The organism is Streptomyces sp. NPDC088194, from assembly GCF_040702025.1.
Lineage (GTDB): Bacteria > Actinomycetota > Actinomycetes > Streptomycetales > Streptomycetaceae > Actinacidiphila.
The window spans coordinates 72,996-91,235 of record NZ_JBFBIV010000035.1 but is presented as its reverse complement, the minus strand read 5'-3'; the positions used below and the strand labels follow the sequence as shown (position 1 = coordinate 91,235).

Sequence of the window (18,240 nt, the reverse complement as noted above, 5' to 3'; positions counted from 1 at the left end):
GCGGCGAGGTGTTCGTCGAAGGGGACGACCTGGACTCCGCGGCAGCGGGTCTGGAAGTGCGCCACGATGTCGTCGACCTTGATCATCTTGCCGGTCTCGCGGACGCCGGAGATGACGGTGATGCTGCGGGCGACGAGTTCGGCGTAGCCGTGGGCGGACAGCCAGTCGAGGGTGGTGCTGGCGCTGGACGCGCCGTCGACGGACGGTGTCGAGACGATGATCAGCTGGTCGGCCAGGTCGAGGACGCCGCGCATGGCGCTGTAGAGCAGGCCGGTGCCGGAGTCGGTGAGGATCACCGGGTACTGGCGGCCCAGGACGTCGATGGCGCGGCGGTAGTCCTCGTCGTTGAAGGCCGTGGAGACGGCCGGGTCCACGTCGTTGGCGATGATCTCCAGACCGGAGGGCGCCTGCGAGGTGAAGCGGCGGATGTCCATGTAGCTGTTGATGTAGGGGATCGTCTGCACCAGGTCGCGGATGGTCGCGCCGGTCTCCCGGCGCACCCGGCGGCCCAGCGTGCCCGCGTCCGGGTTGGCGTCGATCGCCAGGATCTTGTCCTGCCGCTCACTGGCGAGGGTGGAGCCGAGCGCGGTGGTGGTCGTCGTCTTGCCGACACCACCCTTCAAGCTGATGACCGCGATCCGATAACACGCCAGCACCGGCGTACGGATCAGCTCCAGCTTCCGCTTCCGCTCCGCCTCCTCCTTCTTGCCGCCGAGCTTGAACCGGGACGGCTGCGCGTTGGCACCGGGCTTCTTCGGCCTCGGCTGGTTGCGCAGCAGCCGCTCCGAACTCAGCTCGACCGCCGCGGTGTAGCCGAGAGGCGCGCCGCCCTGCGTGGTGCGCTGGCGCTGGTCGGGCGTCACGGTCGGCCAGCCGCCGGCCCGCGGGTCGACGGGAGGGCCGAATCCCTGCGGCACTCCGGGTTGCTCGGTCCGTGGGTCGCCGGGCGTGACACCCGGCTGCGGGGTGCCCGTCGGTGGTTCCGGCGGGCCGGAAGTCGCGGGTGCCGCCGGCACGGCGGGGGTCGCGGGTGTGGGCGCAGCGGGTGCCGCGGGCGCAGCGGGTATCGCGGTCACGGGCGCGGGCGCCGCGGGAGCCGCGGGCGGGCCGGACACCACGGGAGCCGCGGGCAGGCCGGGCGCCGCGGGCTGGTCCGACTGCGGGAACCCGTATCCGCTCCGCGCGGGCAGCCGCTGCGGCGCTCCCGCGGTCCCGGGCTGCGGCTGCTGGTTCTGCGGTAAACCGGCACCGCCCTGGAGGACGGGCCGGCGCAGAATCTGCGTGCGCGGCTCTTCCTCTTCTTCCTCTTCCTGCGACTGCTGCTCCTGCGGTGCGGTCGCCGGCACCGACGCCGCCGCCCCGGACGTCCCGGCCGCGGCTGCCGGCCCGGGCACCGCGTCCTCGGGCTCCGCGGTGTCCGGCTCGGCGGCGTCCGGCGCGCTCACCATGTACCAGGTGGGCAGCCGCGATCTGATCGTCAACTCACTGGTGCGGTCGGACTCTGACAGGTCGTCGCCAGGACCGGCCCCGCCCGCGCGGTTGTAGTCCCGATCGCTGCTCACGCTGCCTCCTGGTCTGCTGTCCTCAACCGCTCCGCACCCTTCCAAACAGTCCGTCGCCGCCCCCTGCCCCGTTCAGGGAAAGCCTAGGCAACCGATCGTGAACCTCACAGGCCCGCGCATCGCCGTTTGTGTTATAGCGGACGATCATGTGGGAGGGAAGCGCCCTACGGCAGCTGCGAAGTCTTGATCGTTGGGGTGTCTACGCAGGTCGGGTGAGTTGCTGGGGGGATGCGGACGGCGACCGTGATCATGAACGTATCTGACGACGGTCAAGAACAGGGGGCCGTGCAGCCCACGATAGCCGGGTAGAGGTGGACGAGGGCCTTCGGGGCGTTGAACTCCGCGGTCTCCGGGCGCTTTCCGCGACGCGGCCCGCGCCCACGATGTACTGGTGGACCCCACTCCGTCCACAATCCGGACCTCGTCACCATGGTCTTTCGCGTGACACCACCAAACGGGGTGTGGTGTTCGACCTGAAGGTACGGCGACCGGCAGACGATCTGGATGTCGAGGTGCAGGGGTTCTGCTGTCGCCGTGCAGCGTCGGATCACAGTGGGCGTGGAGGCGACGCTGGACATCAGCATGCTCCGCCGGCCCCGGATGCCCCCGTTCCCGGCTTCCCACGACCACGAACACCGGCCTTCCGCGCCCAACCGGCCGCCGTGTGACGGCTCACCCCGACTGCTCGAGCCGCACCCGCGACACTGCCGTCCTCCCGATCCAGCGCCTCGAAGAACCTCGCCTTCAAGCCCTCAAAATCCGCGATCCCCGCAACTCCCTGAGTCCAGGGTGTTGCGGGGATCGCCAGGACCCGCCTCAGCGGTGGCGGGGGCTTCCCGCGGTTGCCGGGGGTGTCGCGTCGCTGGACCTGGTCCGGGTACGCGGAGTTGTCCCAGATGGCGGGTGACCGGCCAGGTCTGGGTGACGGCGCGGTGCACATGCCGTCATGGCAGAAAATGTGCCTCGTCGAAGAGACGCGGCGGCTTCCTCCTCACGGAGAGATTTCAGGCTGCCGCGTCGAAGGAGGACTTCCGGGCGGTCGCACGTCGGGAGGCCGCAGCGGGGCGGCGCCGACCGCGGGAGGCCGGGCCGCGCCTGCCACGCTCAGCCGCCGGCGCGGTGATCGTCACGGGAACACCCGAGGGGGCCTGGGCGCCGGTGATCCGGCTCAGGTCCTCCCCGCCGGGGCACACCTGCGTGGTCTGAGGGGCGATGCCGGCGGCTGCCATGAGGCGGGCCATGGCGCGGCGCTGGTTGGGGGTGATCAGCGTGACGACGCTGCCGGACTCGCCGGCCCGCGCGGTGCGGCCGCCGCGGTGGAGGTAGTCCTTGTGGTCGGTGGGCGGGTCGACGTTGACGACGAGGTCGAGGTTGTCGATGTGGATGCCGCGCGCCGCGACGTTCGTCGCGACGAGCACGGTGACGTGCCCGGTTTTGAATTGGGCCAGGGTCCGGGTGCGCTGTGGCTGCGACTTCCCGCCGTGCAGGGCTGCGGCCCTCACCCCGCTGTTCAGCAGATCCCGCGTCAGCCGGTCGACGGCGTGCTTCGTGTCCAGGAACATGAGCACCCGGCCCTCGCGCGCCGCGATCTCGGTCGTCGTCCGGTGCTTGTCCGCGCCGTGAACGTGCAGGACGTGGTGTTCCATCGTCGTGACCGCGCCGGCGGACGGGTCGACGGAGTGGACGACCGGGTCGGTGAGGTAGCGGCGGACCAGGAGGTCGACATTGCGGTCCAGCGTGGCGGAGAACAGCATCCGCTGGCCCTCGGGACGGACCTGGTCCAGGAGTGCGGTGACCTGGGGCATGAAGCCCATGTCAGCCATCTGGTCGGCCTCGTCCAGCACGGTGATCGCGACCTGGTCCAGTCGGCAGTCCCCACGGTCGATGAGGTCCTTGAGGCGGCCCGGGGTCGCGACGACGACTTCCGCGCCACCGCGCAGTGCACTGGCCTGCCGGCCGATGGGCATTCCACCGACGACGGTGGCCAGACGCAGCCTCACCGAGCGGGCGTAGGGGCTGAGAGCATCCGTCACCTGCTGTGCCAGTTCGCGGGTTGGCGATGGATCAAGGCCAGTGGCTGGCGGGGCTCGGCGCGCTGCCCGGCGGTACGGCCCAGCAGGGCCAGGCCGAAGGCGAGGGTCTTGCCGGAGCCGGTGCGCCCCCGCCCGAGAACGTCACGGCCCGCGAGGGTGTTCGGCAAGGTCGCACCCTGGATCGGGAAGGGGACTCTCATGCCGTGCACGGTGAGCGCGGCCGACAACGGTGCGGGCATGTCGAGTTCGGCAAAGGTGTCGACGGCAGGCAGCGCCGGAGTGGTCGTCCTCGGCAGGGCGAACTCGCCTGAAGCCGCTGCGGGCCGCCGGCCCTGGCCGCCCGGGCGACTCGGCCTCGCGGATCGGCTCGAAACGGGTGCGCCGAAGCGGCTGCCCCGGCCCGAACCTTCGCCGGAGCCGTAAGCGGACCTGGCGGTACGGCTACGCGAGGCGCGGTAATTCGTACGTGTGGAGTTCAATGGAAACCTTCCTTGATACGGGCCAGGCCACGTATCAAGGAATTCTCGCAGCGGAAGAAAGCGGCGGGGAATCTCAGGAACGGGCCGAACGGAATACGAGAGGAGAGCCGGTGCCGAATCCGACTACGGGTGCAGGCGATTCAACGGGGTCACGTCACGGGACGTGAAACAAGACGTCGCCGCATGCGGATTCAAGGTTTTGCGTTCCTCGAAAGACATCCGCGGACACCTGCCCACACCAGCGAATGAAAACCCCGGGAGATGGAGGAATGACGGGGGAAGCCCCGCTGGGGCCCGCGGCCCCTTGGGATGTGGGCCCCGGCTACGACGTACGCGTCGGCTCAGACGGGAACGATGTTCTCGGCCAGCGGGCCCTTCGGGCTCGACGCGATGTCGAAGGTGACCTTCTGCCCTTCGAGCAGCTCGCGGAGGCCGTAGGCGGCGATGTTCGAGAAGTGGGCGAAGACATCGGCTCCGCCATCGTCCTGTTCGATGAAGCCGAACCCCTTGGCCGCGTTGAACCACTTCACAGTGCCAGACGCCACGTCATTATCTCCTCTGGGGCAGTACACCGGTGTCCGCGATCCACGGACACCGGGTCGCCGCGATGATGCCCCACCCGGAAGATGACCGGAAATACAAAATGCTTCGCGCGGCCGAAGAAGCCGACCGGGCGTTGAAGCTTCGGGAACCACAACTGCAACTGAGATCGACAGTAGCACACGGAAATGGCGTGCACCCGGATCGTGACAGCACTCTGTTCACACCCGTAGAACACTCCTCGCGCGGCACGTCAAATCCTCATCCAGCGGTTATAGATATTGATCCATCCGAAGCGTCGCCTTTCATAAGTTGCCGGCGAACACCTCCACGATGTCCGGCGGACGGAGAGGATCGCTCCGGGGCCTGCCGCACAGCAGAACGTCCACCCCGAAAACGTGGGGAGAGGAGAACCGCCTCCCCACGGCCGGTCTTCTCCGCTGCGGCCGTTGGGCCGGTGGCCCTCCCGGTCATGTGGCTGCGAGGAGGATGACCGTGTCATGCGAGGCGAAGGCGGCGATGGTGGACGGTGGCCGTCCTCCCGGTGGCCGGCCGGCCGGTGGTGCCCACGGGCGAATCGAGCGCGGTCGTGTGGAGGGCGCCGGGCGTGGCTCCGGGGGTGGTGGAACTCCTGCCCGCGCGCCGGCAGTTGGGCATCTTCACCATGGCCACGTACGACGAATTCGGTGGAAGGGTGCAGCCTTGAGCTTCCGCGGAATGCGGGTCACTTGCCGGTCGGCTCCTGGGACGCGGCCTGGCGGTACGCCTCGTTGAGGCGTTGGGCTTCTTCAAGTTGGTCTTCGAGGATGATGATCCGGCAGGCCGCCTCGACGGGGGTGCCCTGGTCGACGAGTTCCCGTGCACGGGCGGCGATGCGCAGCTGGTAGCGGGAGTAGCGCCGGTGGCCGCCCTCGGAGCGGAGCGGGGTGATCAGGCGGGCTTCGCCGATGGCGCGCAAGAAGCCGGGAGTGGTGCCGAGGAGTTCCGCGGCGCGGCCCATCGTGAAGGCGGGGTAGTCGTCGTCATCGAGCCGGCCGAACGAGTCGTCTGCTGTCATTGCACCTCTCTGTGGAACGCGTGGAGGGGTCCTGGCACCGTACGGCGCCAGGACCCCGAAGGAACTACTACACCATCTGCCGGCCTCGGTACTGCGCCGACCTTCTGTTTCCGCTGGCCCGACCGTGCTGCTGTCGGGGCTGCGGGGATCGCGGTTGCTTGACCGGAGACCACCTCACTATCGATGTCCTGCGGTACCCGGGCCCTCAATTTCCGCCCGGGCGATCCTGATGGCGCCTGGCCCCTCCGTTCTTCCCTCTGGGATCGATCACTTACCAAGCGGGTACTGCGTACTGCTGGTGATGCGAACTGCTCCGTGGCCTGCGGTAGCGCCACTCTCCGGCAGCCGGCCCCGTTGCCTGTCTTGCGTCTGCTCTGGCCTGGAACCCCACCGCCGAACCTCCCGGTGCGCGCGCCCGCAGCCGACGCCTTCACCGAGGTGCTGCTCACTGACTTCACTGCTGAGTACTGCGAACTGCACATACCGAACTGCTACTGCGTGAACTGCGGTACTTCTCACGGCGGCCCCTGATCGCTGCGGGCCACCCGGTCCGGTCGTCAGCCCCGTCGCCATCTGGCAATCCGGCTTCGGATCTCCACCACCGCACCGTCCTGCAACTGCGGGTACTGCTGCCCGGCAGTTCGTCTCTGCCGGGCCTTGCTCGATCTCGGCTACAAGAGAAACCATAGCCACACCGCCGCCCAATGTCTACTCCGGCCGACATAGATTTCCGCATGTCGGCCGAGAAGGTAGTCACCCTCAACCACCGCATGGAGACTCAGCGGCTTCCCTCCCACCAGCCGCACACGCCCGGACCAGCACCGGCACGCCGGTCTCGACGATTCCCAGACACAACAGCTCCGCATCTGACGCCGTGAAGGCTCAGGCGGCCACCCTCCGCAACCCGACCCCGCACGGTTGACGCACCGCGAGGCAGGGCGCAAACACCGGGCAGACACATCGCGGTCACTCCTCGTGCGCCCGGACCGGACATCAGCTCGGCGGTATCGCAGGGCACTCCCCGGCAAAGCCGCGCGATACGGGCTGCCACACGCCGTGGTCCTCACGCACGCTCAGCCGATCCGCCTGCCCCGCGGTCTCGATCAGCTGGGCAGTGGTCAAATCCCGCGGAGCCTACTGAGACGCCATCCGCTTTCCGAACGTGATCGCTTGGTTCGGGCTGGGTGGGCATGAACTCCGGCTGGCGGCGGGAGAGATGGGGACGGTTCGTTCACTCGCGTCGCGCGTGGAGGTGGCTGGTGCCGTCGGTACTCGGTCTGTTGGAAGCCCAGGCGAAGAAGGTGCGGGAAGAGGTCGCACGGTTGCAGGAGGGAGGCCGAGCGGGTGCAGGCCGCGCTCGGCGAGGCGGAACGGGCTCTTCAGAGACTGGTGGATGCCCGTGCAACGGTGGCCGAGGTGCCGGCCGAGCCGCCTTCCGTAGTCGATGAGCCGCAGCGGGGTTCAGTGGCTTGCTCGGTGGTGCCCCACCGGACCGACGGCATGACGGTGTCGGCGCTGGCGCCGGACTACCAGCGGATCGTGTCGGTGCTGGAGTCGGAAGCAGGCAGGGAGGGCATGCGCTGTCAGCAGCTGGCCACGGCTCTGGGGCTTCAGGTGGTTCCAGCGAAGGTCGAGGGGCTGCGGTCGAAGGCAAAGCGCCTGGTGGAGCGGGGGTGGGCTCGGCAGGCGCGGCCGGGAGTGTTCACCGCGCTCGTGGTGCCGGCCGGCTGAAGGCGCCGCGGCGACGTCCGGCCAAGCGGCCGCTCATGAGCAGCGTCATCGACCACAGCACCATGGCCTCGTGCATCACGGGCAGGGTCTCGTAGTCGCGCACCAGGCGGCGCGAACGCATCAGCCAGCTGAGCGTTCTTTCCACCACCCACCTGCGCGGCAGCACCACGAATCCCGTGGTGTCGTCGGTGCGTCTGACGATCTCCAGGGTGAGTGGAGATTCTCGGCTGCCCAGTCGACCAGCCGCCCGGCATAGCCGCCCTCCGCCCACACCCGGCGGATGGAGAAGTACATCTGTCGCAACCGCTCAAGCAGCGGGACACGGCGTCGCGGTCCCGCACGCTCGCCGCGGTCACCGCGACGGCCAAGACGCGGCCGAGGCAGTCCACCACCAGGTGCCGCTTGCGGCCACCCACCCTTCTTCCCGCCGTCCCAGCCGGACGTGGAGCGCGGGATGTTCGCCGCTGCCCGCAGTGACTGCGAGTCCACAATCGCGGCCGTCGAGTCCGGTGAACGGCCCTCCTTGTCCCGCACGCGATCACTCAGCCGGTCGTGGAGCTCGGCGAGCAGACCTGTCACCTGCCAGCACCGGGCGAATGCATGCACACGTCGGTACGGCGGGAAGTCCACAGGCAGATTGGCCCACTTGACGCCGCTGTCGACCACGTAGCGGACGGCATCCAGCATCGCACGGTGGCAATAGCTCTCCGGCCGGCCGCCCCCGTCCTTCAAGCCACGCGGACGCCGGCAGCACCGCCCGGATGACCTGCCATTCCGCATCCGTCATGTCCGAGCCGTAACACCGCACGCGCTCCGGTCCGTCGGCCGCGTTGCCGAACCTGCGCGCGAGGCAGTCAAACGACAGGGACGGCGAGTTGGACTCCACACAGGTGAGCGCGAAAGACTGCGGCAACAGAGCCTCCTGGTGATCGGTTCGGTTCGCACCCCCGACCAACCAACAGGCCCTGCCGTCATGCGCCGGCCCTCGCGCGATCACCCGAACAGGAACCCTGTTCGACCAGACCAGCCCCGCCATCGACAAGCGGATGGCGTCTGAGAGACAGTTCCATGAACGGCAGTTCGCGGATGCCGAAACCGCGATTGCAAATCAACGCGCCGAGCACGGCGGAAAACCTGGTCTCGGCGGGACGGCGGCCCGGCACTTGCCGGCCTGCGCAGCAGCCATCACGAGGCGGCCCAACGTTCGTTCGGGCACCGCGGTCGCGTGTTGACGGGATGCCACAAGTCAGCAGGCCCAACGCAGCGCTCCACCTCAAGGCCGTCCGCCGTCCGGGCTCGGCTCATCATCCGGCTGAGAGCGTCCGGTGCTGTCGCCGGACCACCGCGCGGACAGTCCCGCGTCGAGCTTCCGCCGCGCGCACCGCGCGCTCCCCGGGAACAGCCCGCTGTCCCTCACCCGTCCCCGCTGCGCTCCCCTTGGGTCTCCGCAAGCACCACCGGCCGGACCGGCGGACCGACGAGGCGCAGGAAAAGAGGAAACCCCAGGTCGCAGGCTATGCGCCCTGGGGTTCAATGGAGCCGCCTTCGGGATTCGAACCCGGGACCTACGCATTACGAGACCGTGAGCGATCCTGTTGCGTGGTGCCCGCTCGTGCTGCCTGGTGCTGTCCCGCCTGATCAGAGCACATACGGCTTGTTGGCCTGTGCCGCCCCTTGCTACGTCGTCCAAGGGCGTCCGGCCCCCGCCCGGCCACCGGGAGGATTTCGCGCCACCGGCACGGCGCGCCCGGCTCCTTGTCGAACCTGGTGCGAGGGAGGACATCCCTTCGGCAGCAGGATCCTACCGACACTGTTCAGGTCGGTGGCCGGCCCTCTGTCCGATCAGCAAGCAGCCGATGGGTGTCTCGTCAGGCGGTGCTCAGCGGCCGCGGCGCTTCATATAGAGGTCGAAGGCCCGGTAGATCTTCGGCCGCAGCGGCAGATCCCACTCGCCGGCGTACCGTACCGCCCGGCCTCCGGTGCCGACCTTGAACTGGATCAGGCCGACGTGCGGGTCGTCGGCGTCGAGGGTGGGAGTGATACCGCGCAGGTCGTAGACGTCACAGCCGGCGGCCAGCGAGTCGCGGATCATCGCCCATTGGCACGCATTGGAGCCGCGCACCTCGCGTTTGCCGGTGGAGGAGGCGCCGTACAGGTACCAGGCACGGGCGCCGACGCGGACGAGGATGGCGGCGGCGACCAGGTCGCCCTGGTGGTGGGCCAGGTAGAGCCGGACCCGCTCGGGATCCTCGGCGCGCATCGCCGCGAACATGGTCTTGAAGTAGCGCAGCGGACGGGGCGTGAAGCGGTCGCGCTCGGCGGTGTGGACGTAGAGATCGTGGAAGCCCTTGAGGTCGTCGCCGACCGTGACCTCGACGGCTTCCTTGGCGGCCTTCTTGATGTTGCGGCGCCAGAGCTGGTTCATGCCGCCGAGCAGGTCGGCCTCGGTGCGGCCGGCCAGCGGAAGCTCGTAGACGAACTGCGGCTGACCGGCCCCGAAGCCGTCCTCCGGGCTCTGCGGCAGCCAGCCGCGGTCCCTGAGCCGGCCGGTGATAGAGGCGCCGACCTGGTCGATTCGCGGGTCGGGCAGGTCGGTGAGCCGCTTGACGCCCGGGTCGGCGACACCCTCCTTGACCTGGGCGGCGCTCCAGGTGTGCGTGCGCACCGGCGGACCGAGCCGGATCGCGAACGCGCCGCGTGCCTTGAGGTGGGCCGCCAGCGGGTCGAGCCACGCGTCGATCCCGCGGTGCTCGCCGGTCGCGCCGACTTCCCCGCTCTCCCCTGCCCAGTCGACCACCGGGCCCTGGGGCAGGTACGCCAGGGTGAAGCGCTCGAGCCGCGGCACCGGCCGATGGAGTACGAGCGCGGCGCCGACCAGCTGCCGGCCGTCGTACCAGCCGAGGGACTCACTGCGCCACTCGGTCTTGACGCAGCCCCATCCCGGGGTCTGCAGAAAGCTGACCGACCGCTGGGCTCGTACGAACGCCAGGTGCTCGGCGGCACTGATCGGCACCACGGTCAGCGGCACGCCCGCGGCACGGGCCGCACCCTCGACACCGGCTCCTGCCGTACGTACGGGTTCTCGTCGAGCGGATTCGCGGTAGGACATGGCTGCCAGTCAAGGAAGCACGGGGTTGCCGCGACGTATGGGGTTTTCGATATACCGACGATATGCCGGGGCTCGTAGCATCGACAGCATGCGTGTGCTGATCGTCGAGGACGAGCCCTTTCTGGCGGAAGCCGTCCGCGACGGCCTGCGCCTGGAGGCGATCGCGGCCGACATCGCAGGTGATGGCGACACCGCGCTGGGACTGCTGAGCATCAATGCCTACGACATCGCCGTCCTCGACCGCGACATCCCCGGGCCTTCGGGTGACGAGATCGCGAAGAGCATCGTCGCTTCCGGCAGCGGCATGCCGATCCTCATGCTCACCGCGGCCGACCGCCTCGACGACAAGGCGTCCGGGTTCGGACTCGGCGCCGACGACTACCTGACGAAACCCTTCGAACTCCGCGAACTCGTCCTCAGGCTCAGAGCGCTCGCCCGCAGACGTGCCCACAGCAGGCCCCCCGTGCAGGAGATCGCGGGCCTGCGGCTCGACCCGTTCCGCAGAGAGGTCTACCGGGACGGCCGCTACGTCGCGCTGACCAGGAAGCAGTTCGCCGTCCTCGAAGTCCTGGTCGCGGCCGAAGGCGGGGTCATCAGCGCCGAGCAACTCCTGGAACAAGCGTGGGACGAGAACGCCGACCCGTTCACCAACGCCGTACGCATCACGGTCTCCGCACTGCGCAAGCGGCTCGGTGAACCCTGGATCATCGCCACCGTGCCGGGCGTCGGCTACCGCATCGAGGCGCAGCCGGGGACCGGGCAGGGAAGAGGCAACGATGGAAACCACGGAGTCTGTGGGTAGAGCCCCCGGTCTGAGCGTTCGCCTCAAACTCACCCTCAGCTATGCCGGATTCCTGATAGCAGCCGGCCTCCTGCTACTCGCCGCGATGGGCGTGTTCATCCTGCGCTTCGGGCGGGTGGGACCTCCCCACTCAGGGTTGGTGTTCACGTCGCAATCCGCCGACCTGGCGCGCGGCTTCGCCCCGACGGCCATCGCGGTCATGGTGGGCCTGCTGGTCTTCGGGCTCCTCGGCGGATGGATTCTCGCGGGCCGCATGCTCGCGCCCCTGACCCGCATCACGGCCGCCACCCGGATGGCGGCGGACGGGTCGCTCTCGCACCGGATCCGGCTGCCTGGCCGCAACGACGAGCTTCGCGAACTCGGCGACGCCTTCGACGCGATGCTCGCACGGCTCGAGGCGCAGGTCGCCGCGCAGCAGAGATTCGCGGCCAACGCCTCGCACGAACTGCGCACACCGCTTGCGATCTCGAAGACGCTGCTCGAGGTGGCCCGCACCGATCCGTACCACGACACCGACGAACTCATCGACCGCCTGCACGCCGTGAACACCCGGGCGATCGACCTCACCGAGGCCCTGCTCCTGCTCAGCCGCGCCGACCAGCGGTCCTTCGCCCGGGAACCCGTCGACCTGTCCCTCCTGGCGGAGGAAGCCACCGAAACGCTCCTCCCGCTGGCGGAGAAGCACGGTGTCACCCTCGAGACCGACGGTGACGCCGCCGCCACGACCGGATCGCCGGCGCTGCTGCTGCAGCTGACCACGAATCTCGTGCACAACGCGATCGTCCACAATCTGTCCGGACCGGGCGGCACCGTGTGGATCCATACCGGCGTCCGTCCGAGAGGTGTGGTGCTCACCCTCGAGAACACTGGCGAGCGGCTCACCCCGGGACTGGCCGCGTCGCTCACCAATCCGTTCCAGCGCGGCACCGAACGCGTGCACACCGACCACGCGGGCGTCGGCCTCGGCCTGGCGATCGTCAAGACCATCACCCACGCGCACGACGGCACGCTCACCCTCACCCCGCGCCCCGAGGGAGGGATCCGCGTCACCGTGGAACTGCCCGGGACGGCCCCGCGGGCCGACGTGCTCACCGGACCCGCTGGACCCGCCGGCTCCACCAGCTGATCCCGGCCGCCACCGGCCGGTGGTCGCTGCCGGCGAACGCGCGGCCGTCCATCGTGCTGTTCAGGTCGCCGAGCAGCAGTGCCAGCCCGGCGAGCACCGGGCCGCGCTTCCAGATGCTCCGCGTGCGCTCTGCCGTGCCCGCCATTTGCCCCGTACGTGCTGCGTCCGCCGTGTCCGCCTGCGCCATCGTCCGTCCTCGCTATGTGATGGGGAAATCGAAATAGGTGTCCGGATAGGGTTCGTCCCGCAGGGTGTAATGCCACCACTCGCAGGCGTAGGAACTGAAACCGCATTCCTCCATGAGGGAACGCAGGTGCTGACGGTTCGCTGTCTCGGCTGGCGTGATTCCCCGCGCACCGTGATGCGAGACCGAATCCATCAGGTCGTGGCCGCCACCCATGGGGGTGAGTTCACCGGTGGCCAAGTGATAGAGCGTCAGGTCCACGGTACTGCCCCGGCTGTGGCCCGACTTGGCGGCGACATATCCCTTGTCGAACATCTCGGCCCTGTCGATGTTCGGATAGTGCCGCGGCTTCGTCCGGCCGTCCTCCGACTGCTCCGACCAGCGCAGAAAGCAGTCCACGGCGCGCTGCGGGCGGTAGCCGTCCCAGAGCAGCAGACCCAGGCCGAGGGTTTCCGCCTTTTCCCGCGCTCTGTCCAGGGCACCGCACAGCGCCCGCGTGCCGACGATTCGATTGGCCAGATACCCGTCCACCGGTTTGCCGGTGAAGTTGTCCCAGGTGGCGTATTTGGCGTCCCAGCGTATTCCGGGTACGTGCTCGTCCACAAATCCGAAGTCCTCTTTCATCGGCCCTTGCCCGCCAGCGCCAGCGCCACCGCCCGGTCGATCACGGCGGCGAGCGACAGCCCGGCGGCCGCCATCATCCGCGGATAGCGGCTGTACGAGGTGAGACCGGGCAGCGTATTGACCTCGTTGAGGATTACCTCTCCGTCCTCCTTGAGGAACAGGTCCACCCGCGCCAGCCCACCGCACCCCATGGCCCGGTACACGGCCTTCGCCGTCTCCTGAACGAGCGACCGCGACTCCTCCGGAATGTCGGCGGGCACGATGGGCGTCGAGTTGTCGGAACCGCTCTCCGGCCGGATCTCTTGATGGATCCGAAAGAAGCCGTGCGACAGCGCGATCCGGTCCACCTCGCCCGCGAACAGGTCGAGATCGTTCCCCAGGATCGAGCAGCCGACCTCGCTGCCGACCACGGCCTCCTCGACCAGCACCTTCGAGTCGTACTTCCGGGCCGCCTCCACCGCGCTCGGCAGCTCTTCTCCCCGCGTCACCTTGCTGACGCCGAAGGACGACCCCGAACGGGCCGGCTTCACGAAGACGGGGTAGGTGAACCGGCAGGGATCGACCTCCTCGCCCGCGGTGAGCGTCCAGAAATTCGGCGTGCCGATTCCGGCGCTCCGCGCGACCGTGTAGGCGAGGGATTTGTCCAAGCACAGCGCGGAACTCTGGACGTCGCAACCCACGTACGGAATGCCGGAGAGCTCCAGCAGACCCTGAATCGCACCGTCCTCGCCGAACCTGCCGTGCAGGACGGGCAGGACGACATCGAGACCGATGGTTCCGAACCGCCCCTGCTCCATGACGAGCAGTCCGCCGACGCTGCTGTCCGCCGACAGCACGGCCGGCCGGAGACTGCCGCTCTCCCACTCGGCGTCGGGTCCGTCGCAGAGATTCCACGCACCGCTCTTCGAGATCCCGATGTAGAACGGTTCGTACTTCGTGATGTCGAGGTTCCTTGCGACCTCTTGTGCGGACTTGACCGAGATGGGGTGCTCTTCGGAGGCTCCGCCGAATATGATGCCGACCTTCATCTTAGCCATGCTGATTCCCTCTTTCGAATGTCAGGCAGTTGACGATGGAGTTCTCGACGGTGTCCCTCAGGGCATGGTCCGTGTAATACGCGGTATGCGGACTGATGAGCACATTCGACAGTCCCTGCAACCGCGACAGCGGCCCGCTCACGGCGGAGGTGTTCCGGCGGTCGACGTAGAAGACCCCTTCCTCTCCTTCGAGGACGTCCAGCGCCGCACCGCCCAACCTCCCGCTCTCCAAGGCCGGCACCAGGGCCTCGGTGTCGATCAGCCCGCCGCGACCGGTGTTGACGATGAAGGCGCCGTGCTTCATCCGCTCGATACGCCGGCGGTTCAGGAGATGGTGCGTTTCCGCGGTGAGCGGAGTGTGGAGCGTGACGATGTCGCTCCGCCGCAGCAATTCATCGAGCGGAACGTATTCCGCGGCGGTCTTGGGACGGTTGTCGCAGGCCAGCACGCGACTGCCGAATCCCCGCAGCCGGTCGAGCACTGCCGCGCCGATGCGCCCTGTTCCCACTACCCCGACGGTCAGATCGCGCAGTTCCCTGCCGCGCACATCACCCAACCGGTAATCATGACCGTCCACCCGGCGGATCATGGATTTCGCGTGGCGCACCGCCATCAGCATCAGCATCAACGTGTAGTCGGCCACGCTGTCCGGCGAATAGGAGACACTCCCGACGGAAATGCCGACGCTCTCCGCGTATGTCACGTCGATGTGGTTGCAGCCGATGCTGCGCGTGGAGATGTAGGTGACGCCGACCCGGCTGAGCGCGAGGAGGGTGGTATTGGCGATCCGCGTTTTATGACCCACGCTGACGCAGCGGTTCCCAAGTGCCAGGTCGATGGTGGCTTCGGATACCGCGGCCTCGGTGATGACGGGCGTTACGCCGAAACGCGGCGCCATCGCCCGGAACAGGAGGGCCTCGTCCTGACCGCAGGAGTAGACGGTGATTCCGGTGGTCGGGACGGGCAGGGAGAATACGGAGGACGTGGCGGGCGGGGAGGCCGGCGATCGGGTGCGGCTGTCCGCCGTTCGTGCGGGTTCGTTGTAAGTCACGCATCGAATTCAAGAGAGCCTGGTGTTGCCCCCGCGTATGCGGTTTTCGATACACCGGCGATACACCGCGCGCCCTTCACTGGACCCATGATTCCTCTCAGCCTCCACGAGATCGCGGCGGTCGTCCACGGCAGGGTCATCGGCGGCGGGGCCGTCGGCGGGACGGGCGAGATCGAGGGCGAACGCGACGGCACCCCGACCGTGACGGTGACCGCACCGGCCGTGCTCGACGGCCGGCTGGCCGAACCGGGTGGCCTCTTCCTCGCCTTCGCCGGCGAGCACACCGACGGCCACGACCACGCCGGCCAGGCCGGCCTGAGCGGTGCGGTGGCCGCGCTCGGCTCCAGGCCCACGGCGCTGCCCACCGTCGTCGGAGAGGACGTCCAAGCCGCGGTGCAGGCGCTCGCCGCCCACGTCGTGGCCCGGCTGCGCGACGGGCTGACCGTCGTCGGGCTGACCGGCTCCCAGGGCAAGACCGGCACCAAGGACCTGCTGGCAGCGGTACTTTCGGAGGCCGCCCCGACGACCGCCACGCTCGGCTCGCTCAACAACGAGCTGGGCGTACCGCTCACCATGCTGCGCGCCGACGCGGCGACCCGGTACCTCGTCCTCGAGATGGGCGCCCGGCACGTCGGTGACATCGCCGCGCTCACCGGCCTGGTCACGCCCGACATCGCCGTTGTGCTCAACGTCGGCCAGGCCCACCTCGGCGAGTTCGGGTCGCGCGCAGCCATCTCCAGGACCAAGGGCGAACTCGTACGGGGACTGGCCCCCAACGGCACCGCCGTTCTCAACGCCGACGACCCTCGAGTGGCCGCGATGCGCTCGTTCACCGACGGTCCCGTGCTGACCTTCGGGCGGGCGGAGCACGCCGATGTGCGGGTGCTCGACCTGACGCTGGACCGGCTCGGCCGCCCGTCCTTCGCTCTGCGGACGGCCACCGCCTCGGCTTCCGTTACGCTGCCGCTCGTCGGCGCCCACCAGGCGCTCAACGCGTCGGCCGCCGCCGCGGCGGCGCTGGCGGCTGGCATACCCCTCGACGTGTCCGCGGCGGCACTGGCCACCGCCGCACTGTCGAAGTGGCGCATGGAGCCGCGAGAACTCGCCTGCGGCGCCACGCTGCTCAACGACTCCTACAACGCCAACCCCGACTCCACCCGGGCCGCCCTGAACGCCCTCGACACGCTGGCGGTGACCGGGAGCGGGCGCCGTATCGCCGTCCTCGGCGAGATGCGCGAACTCGGCGACGAGAGCGCGGCCGAGCACCGCGCCATCGGGGAGTACGCCTCCTCCCGCGCCGAGGTGGTGGCCGCGGTCGGCGAGGCCGCCCGGCCGATCGCCGACGCAGCGGCGACCCGGACGGGTGTCTTGGCGCTGACCCTCGCCGACAACGACGCCGCCGTCGACTGGCTGCGCGACCACCTCGCCGCCGGCGACGTCGTCCTCGTCAAGGCCTCCCGCGGCGCGCACCTCGACGAAGTCGCCGCCGCGCTCCCGTAGTCCGGCTGACGAGGGAATTCCCTGTGCACCCGATGATCGCGAGTGACGTTCCGCAGGCACGTGTCGGCGGCTCGAAGTGGGCGGGAGGACGGCAGAACGAGTCGGCACGCCTGCGAAGGGGCGGCGGGTTCGAGGTCAGGCCGTACGGCGGTGGTGCCGGCGGGGGTGCTCGGAAGCGGGCTGTGGGTGTTCCGGACGACGTCGTCGACCGACAGTGTCCCGCGTCCCGCGACGCGCTCGGGCGGGCAGGAGTCCGGCGTCGCGATGCGTATCCGGGGCGCCGTCGTGCGAGGCGCTGCTCGGCCGGACCTCGCAGAACCGCTGGGGACGCCCGTGGAGACCCCGAAGGCCGCGAGTAGATCGGCGGGCGGACGGCGCGGCCCCGCGATCCCTTACACCGACCGCACCCTCCGACTCGACTTCCGGCTCGACGGGGAGCGACTCCGACAGCAGCCCGGCGCCCTGGCCCGCGTGCTCTGAACTCCAAGGGCGGCGACGACTCCTTCGCACGCTCGCTGCACGAATGGCCACCGGTCGGCCACCGGCGAACCCAAACGGCGTGCCGGGACGAATCCGAGGGCGGCCACGTGAGCGCGGACAAGGAAAACCCCAGGTCACGGCGAGTGAGTCCTGGGGTTTCGTGGAGCCGCCTTCGGGATTCGAACCCGAGACCTACGCATTACGAGCACGCAAGAGAATGCCCCTATGCTTCACTCCCCGTCCCCGTCTTCCCTATTTTACCAGGTCAGAGCACCTATGGCGTCTTCGGTGACGATGATCCTTACCGGGGTTTCACCGTCCTTCCGGCCCCATCTTGGCCCCAGGTCGGCCACATCAACCATCCCTCATAGGGGTGACGCGCTGGCTTCCCAGGTCAGCGCAGGACTCGAACCGATCTCCAGCGCATCGCCCTTGCAATGCAACGAGGCTCTACCTCGGTGAGGTAGAGCCTCGTGAGCGCGTGGGCGGCGCGTGCCAGCAACCACCCCTTGCCACAGGCGGCCATCGCAAGAGAGGTCCGCCAACGACTCTACGGGAAGAGAAGGCCGCGGCGCCGGCGTCGGGGCTTGGTCTTCGCTGGGGCTGGCGGGAGGTGTAGAGGCGGCGGGGCTCTCGCAGGGCATCACCGGTAAGAAGACGGTTCCACTCCATCCAGTACCGGAGCTTCCCGCACTCTTCCGTCGAGACGGCCGGCCACTCCGACCTCGGCGCCGAGCTGAAGATCTGGCTCTCGGGCACCGCGGCCTCCATCGAGAAGACGTTCACCAAGGGCGTCGACATCTACGAGGTCCAGGCGATCCTCACCCAGTTCGTCGCCAAGTAGACGGGCACGAGTTGCTGCCGCCGGCCCGCAATACGGACATCATCGTCCACGTCCTGCCTCCAAGCTCTTAGGATCGTTTGG

General features: G+C 68.9%; 15 protein-coding genes and 2 pseudogenes. 6 read left to right on the top strand and 11 right to left on the bottom strand.

Features of this window, described 5'->3' with window-relative positions; translation table 11 throughout:
- From AB0399_RS20890 to AB0399_RS20875, 4 genes and pseudogenes are all read right to left on the bottom strand, one after another.
- The coding region (locus AB0399_RS20890) for a MinD/ParA family protein (RefSeq protein WP_366412348.1) at nt 1–1,562 on the bottom strand (1,562 nt) is incomplete at its 3' end.
- Nucleotides 1,563–2,566: 1,004 nt separating this feature from the next.
- Nucleotides 2,567–4,074: pseudogene (locus tag AB0399_RS20885) on the bottom strand (DEAD/DEAH box helicase).
- Between the two features lie 341 nt (nt 4,075–4,415).
- Nucleotides 4,416–4,619 (bottom strand): cold-shock protein, encoded by a 204-nt coding sequence (locus AB0399_RS20880; protein ID WP_366412347.1) that lies wholly within the window; start codon nt 4,617–4,619, stop codon nt 4,416–4,418.
- Nucleotides 4,620–5,338: 719 nt separating this feature from the next.
- The gene (locus tag AB0399_RS20875) at nt 5,339–5,671 is read right to left on the bottom strand and encodes a MerR family transcriptional regulator (RefSeq protein WP_366412346.1); all 333 of its coding nucleotides are present in this window, start codon (nt 5,669–5,671) and stop codon (nt 5,339–5,341) included.
- A gap of 1,344 nt (nt 5,672–7,015) precedes the next feature.
- On the opposite strand from AB0399_RS20875, the gene AB0399_RS20870 reads away from it, so the two are divergent.
- Complete coding sequence (locus AB0399_RS20870) at nt 7,016–7,402, top strand: hypothetical protein (protein ID WP_366412345.1); 387 nt, start codon at nt 7,016–7,018, stop codon at nt 7,400–7,402.
- Here AB0399_RS20870 and AB0399_RS20865 read toward each other — a convergent pair.
- The 3 genes from AB0399_RS20865 to AB0399_RS20855 form a co-directional block, all read right to left on the bottom strand.
- Nucleotides 7,374–7,637 (bottom strand): transposase, encoded by a 264-nt coding sequence (locus AB0399_RS20865; protein WP_366412351.1) that lies wholly within the window; start codon nt 7,635–7,637, stop codon nt 7,374–7,376. The genes AB0399_RS20870 and AB0399_RS20865 overlap by 29 nt on opposite strands.
- Nucleotides 7,523–8,089 carry a transposase gene (locus AB0399_RS20860; protein ID WP_366412344.1) on the bottom strand — a complete coding sequence of 189 codons (567 nt, stop codon included), beginning with the start codon at nt 8,087–8,089 and terminating at the stop codon, nt 7,523–7,525. Before AB0399_RS20860 ends, AB0399_RS20865 begins: the two co-directional genes overlap by 115 nt.
- 1,192 nt (nt 8,090–9,281) lie before the next feature.
- Nucleotides 9,282–10,511: a peptidoglycan bridge formation glycyltransferase FemA/FemB family protein gene (locus tag AB0399_RS20855; protein ID WP_366412343.1), complete on the bottom strand. Its 1,230-nt coding sequence runs from the start codon at nt 10,509–10,511 to the stop codon at nt 9,282–9,284.
- An 88-nt stretch (nt 10,512–10,599) separates the two neighbouring features.
- On the opposite strand from AB0399_RS20855, the gene AB0399_RS20850 reads away from it, so the two are divergent.
- On the top strand, nt 10,600–11,313 hold the full coding sequence (locus AB0399_RS20850; RefSeq protein ID WP_366412342.1) for a response regulator transcription factor: 714 nt from the start codon (nt 10,600–10,602) through the stop codon (nt 11,311–11,313).
- Nucleotides 11,288–12,439 (top strand): HAMP domain-containing sensor histidine kinase, encoded by a 1,152-nt coding sequence (locus tag AB0399_RS20845; RefSeq protein ID WP_366412341.1) that lies wholly within the window; start codon nt 11,288–11,290, stop codon nt 12,437–12,439. Before AB0399_RS20850 ends, AB0399_RS20845 begins: the two co-directional genes overlap by 26 nt.
- Here the strand turns inward: AB0399_RS20845 and AB0399_RS20840 are convergent.
- Genes AB0399_RS20840 through AB0399_RS20825 form a run of 4 tightly spaced genes read right to left on the bottom strand, consistent with a single transcriptional unit; the run spans nt 12,402 to nt 15,251 of the window.
- On the bottom strand, nt 12,402–12,584 hold the full coding sequence (locus AB0399_RS20840; protein WP_366412340.1) for a hypothetical protein: 183 nt from the start codon (nt 12,582–12,584) through the stop codon (nt 12,402–12,404). The genes AB0399_RS20845 and AB0399_RS20840 overlap by 38 nt on opposite strands.
- A 54-nt stretch (nt 12,585–12,638) precedes the next feature.
- Entirely contained in the window at nt 12,639–13,247 is a 609-nt protein-coding gene (gene vanX / locus AB0399_RS20835; protein ID WP_366412339.1) for a D-Ala-D-Ala dipeptidase VanX, read from the bottom strand.
- Nucleotides 13,244–14,284 carry a D-alanine--(R)-lactate ligase gene (gene vanA / locus AB0399_RS20830; RefSeq protein ID WP_366412338.1) on the bottom strand — a complete coding sequence of 347 codons (1,041 nt, stop codon included), beginning with the start codon at nt 14,282–14,284 and terminating at the stop codon, nt 13,244–13,246. The genes vanX and vanA overlap by 4 nt, the downstream gene beginning before the upstream one ends.
- Nucleotides 14,277–15,251, bottom strand: a complete 975-nt coding sequence (locus AB0399_RS20825; RefSeq protein ID WP_366412350.1) for a D-isomer specific 2-hydroxyacid dehydrogenase family protein — start codon at nt 15,249–15,251, stop codon at nt 14,277–14,279. The genes vanA and AB0399_RS20825 overlap by 8 nt, the downstream gene beginning before the upstream one ends.
- Before the next feature lie 171 nt (nt 15,252–15,422).
- On the opposite strand from AB0399_RS20825, the gene murF reads away from it, so the two are divergent.
- The 3 genes and pseudogenes from murF to AB0399_RS20810 all read left to right on the top strand — a co-directional run.
- A complete protein-coding gene (gene murF / locus AB0399_RS20820) occupies nt 15,423–16,835 on the top strand; it encodes a UDP-N-acetylmuramoyl-tripeptide--D-alanyl-D-alanine ligase (protein WP_366412337.1) in 1,413 nt (470 codons plus the stop codon).
- A 42-nt stretch (nt 16,836–16,877) separates the two neighbouring features.
- Complete coding sequence (locus tag AB0399_RS20815) at nt 16,878–17,315, top strand: DUF6215 domain-containing protein (RefSeq protein ID WP_366412336.1); 438 nt, start codon at nt 16,878–16,880, stop codon at nt 17,313–17,315.
- Nucleotides 17,316–17,951: 636 nt separating this feature from the next.
- Nucleotides 17,952–18,159: pseudogene (locus AB0399_RS20810) on the top strand (PH domain-containing protein); the annotation flags it as partial.
- Between the last annotated feature and the right edge of the window lie 81 nt (nt 18,160–18,240).

Excerpts from the sequence above, each read along its gene's own strand:
- vanX (WP_366412339.1), bottom strand. The coding sequence starts at position 13,247 with ATGAAAGAGGACTTCGGATTTGTGGACGAGCACGTACCCGGAATACGC.
- AB0399_RS20840 (WP_366412340.1), bottom strand. The coding sequence starts at position 12,584 with ATGGCGGGCACGGCAGAGCGCACGCGGAGCATCTGGAAGCGCGGCCCG.
- AB0399_RS20860 (WP_366412344.1), bottom strand. The coding sequence starts at position 8,089 with ATGCTGGATGCCGTCCGCTACGTGGTCGACAGCGGCGTCAAGTGGGCC.
- murF (WP_366412337.1), top strand. The coding sequence starts at position 15,423 with ATGATTCCTCTCAGCCTCCACGAGATCGCGGCGGTCGTCCACGGCAGG.
- AB0399_RS20845 (WP_366412341.1), top strand. The coding sequence starts at position 11,288 with ATGGAAACCACGGAGTCTGTGGGTAGAGCCCCCGGTCTGAGCGTTCGC.
- vanA (WP_366412338.1), bottom strand. The coding sequence starts at position 14,284 with ATGGCTAAGATGAAGGTCGGCATCATATTCGGCGGAGCCTCCGAAGAG.
- AB0399_RS20875 (WP_366412346.1), bottom strand. The coding sequence starts at position 5,671 with ATGACAGCAGACGACTCGTTCGGCCGGCTCGATGACGACGACTACCCC.
- AB0399_RS20855 (WP_366412343.1), bottom strand. The coding sequence starts at position 10,511 with ATGTCCTACCGCGAATCCGCTCGACGAGAACCCGTACGTACGGCAGGA.
- AB0399_RS20850 (WP_366412342.1), top strand. The coding sequence starts at position 10,600 with ATGCGTGTGCTGATCGTCGAGGACGAGCCCTTTCTGGCGGAAGCCGTC.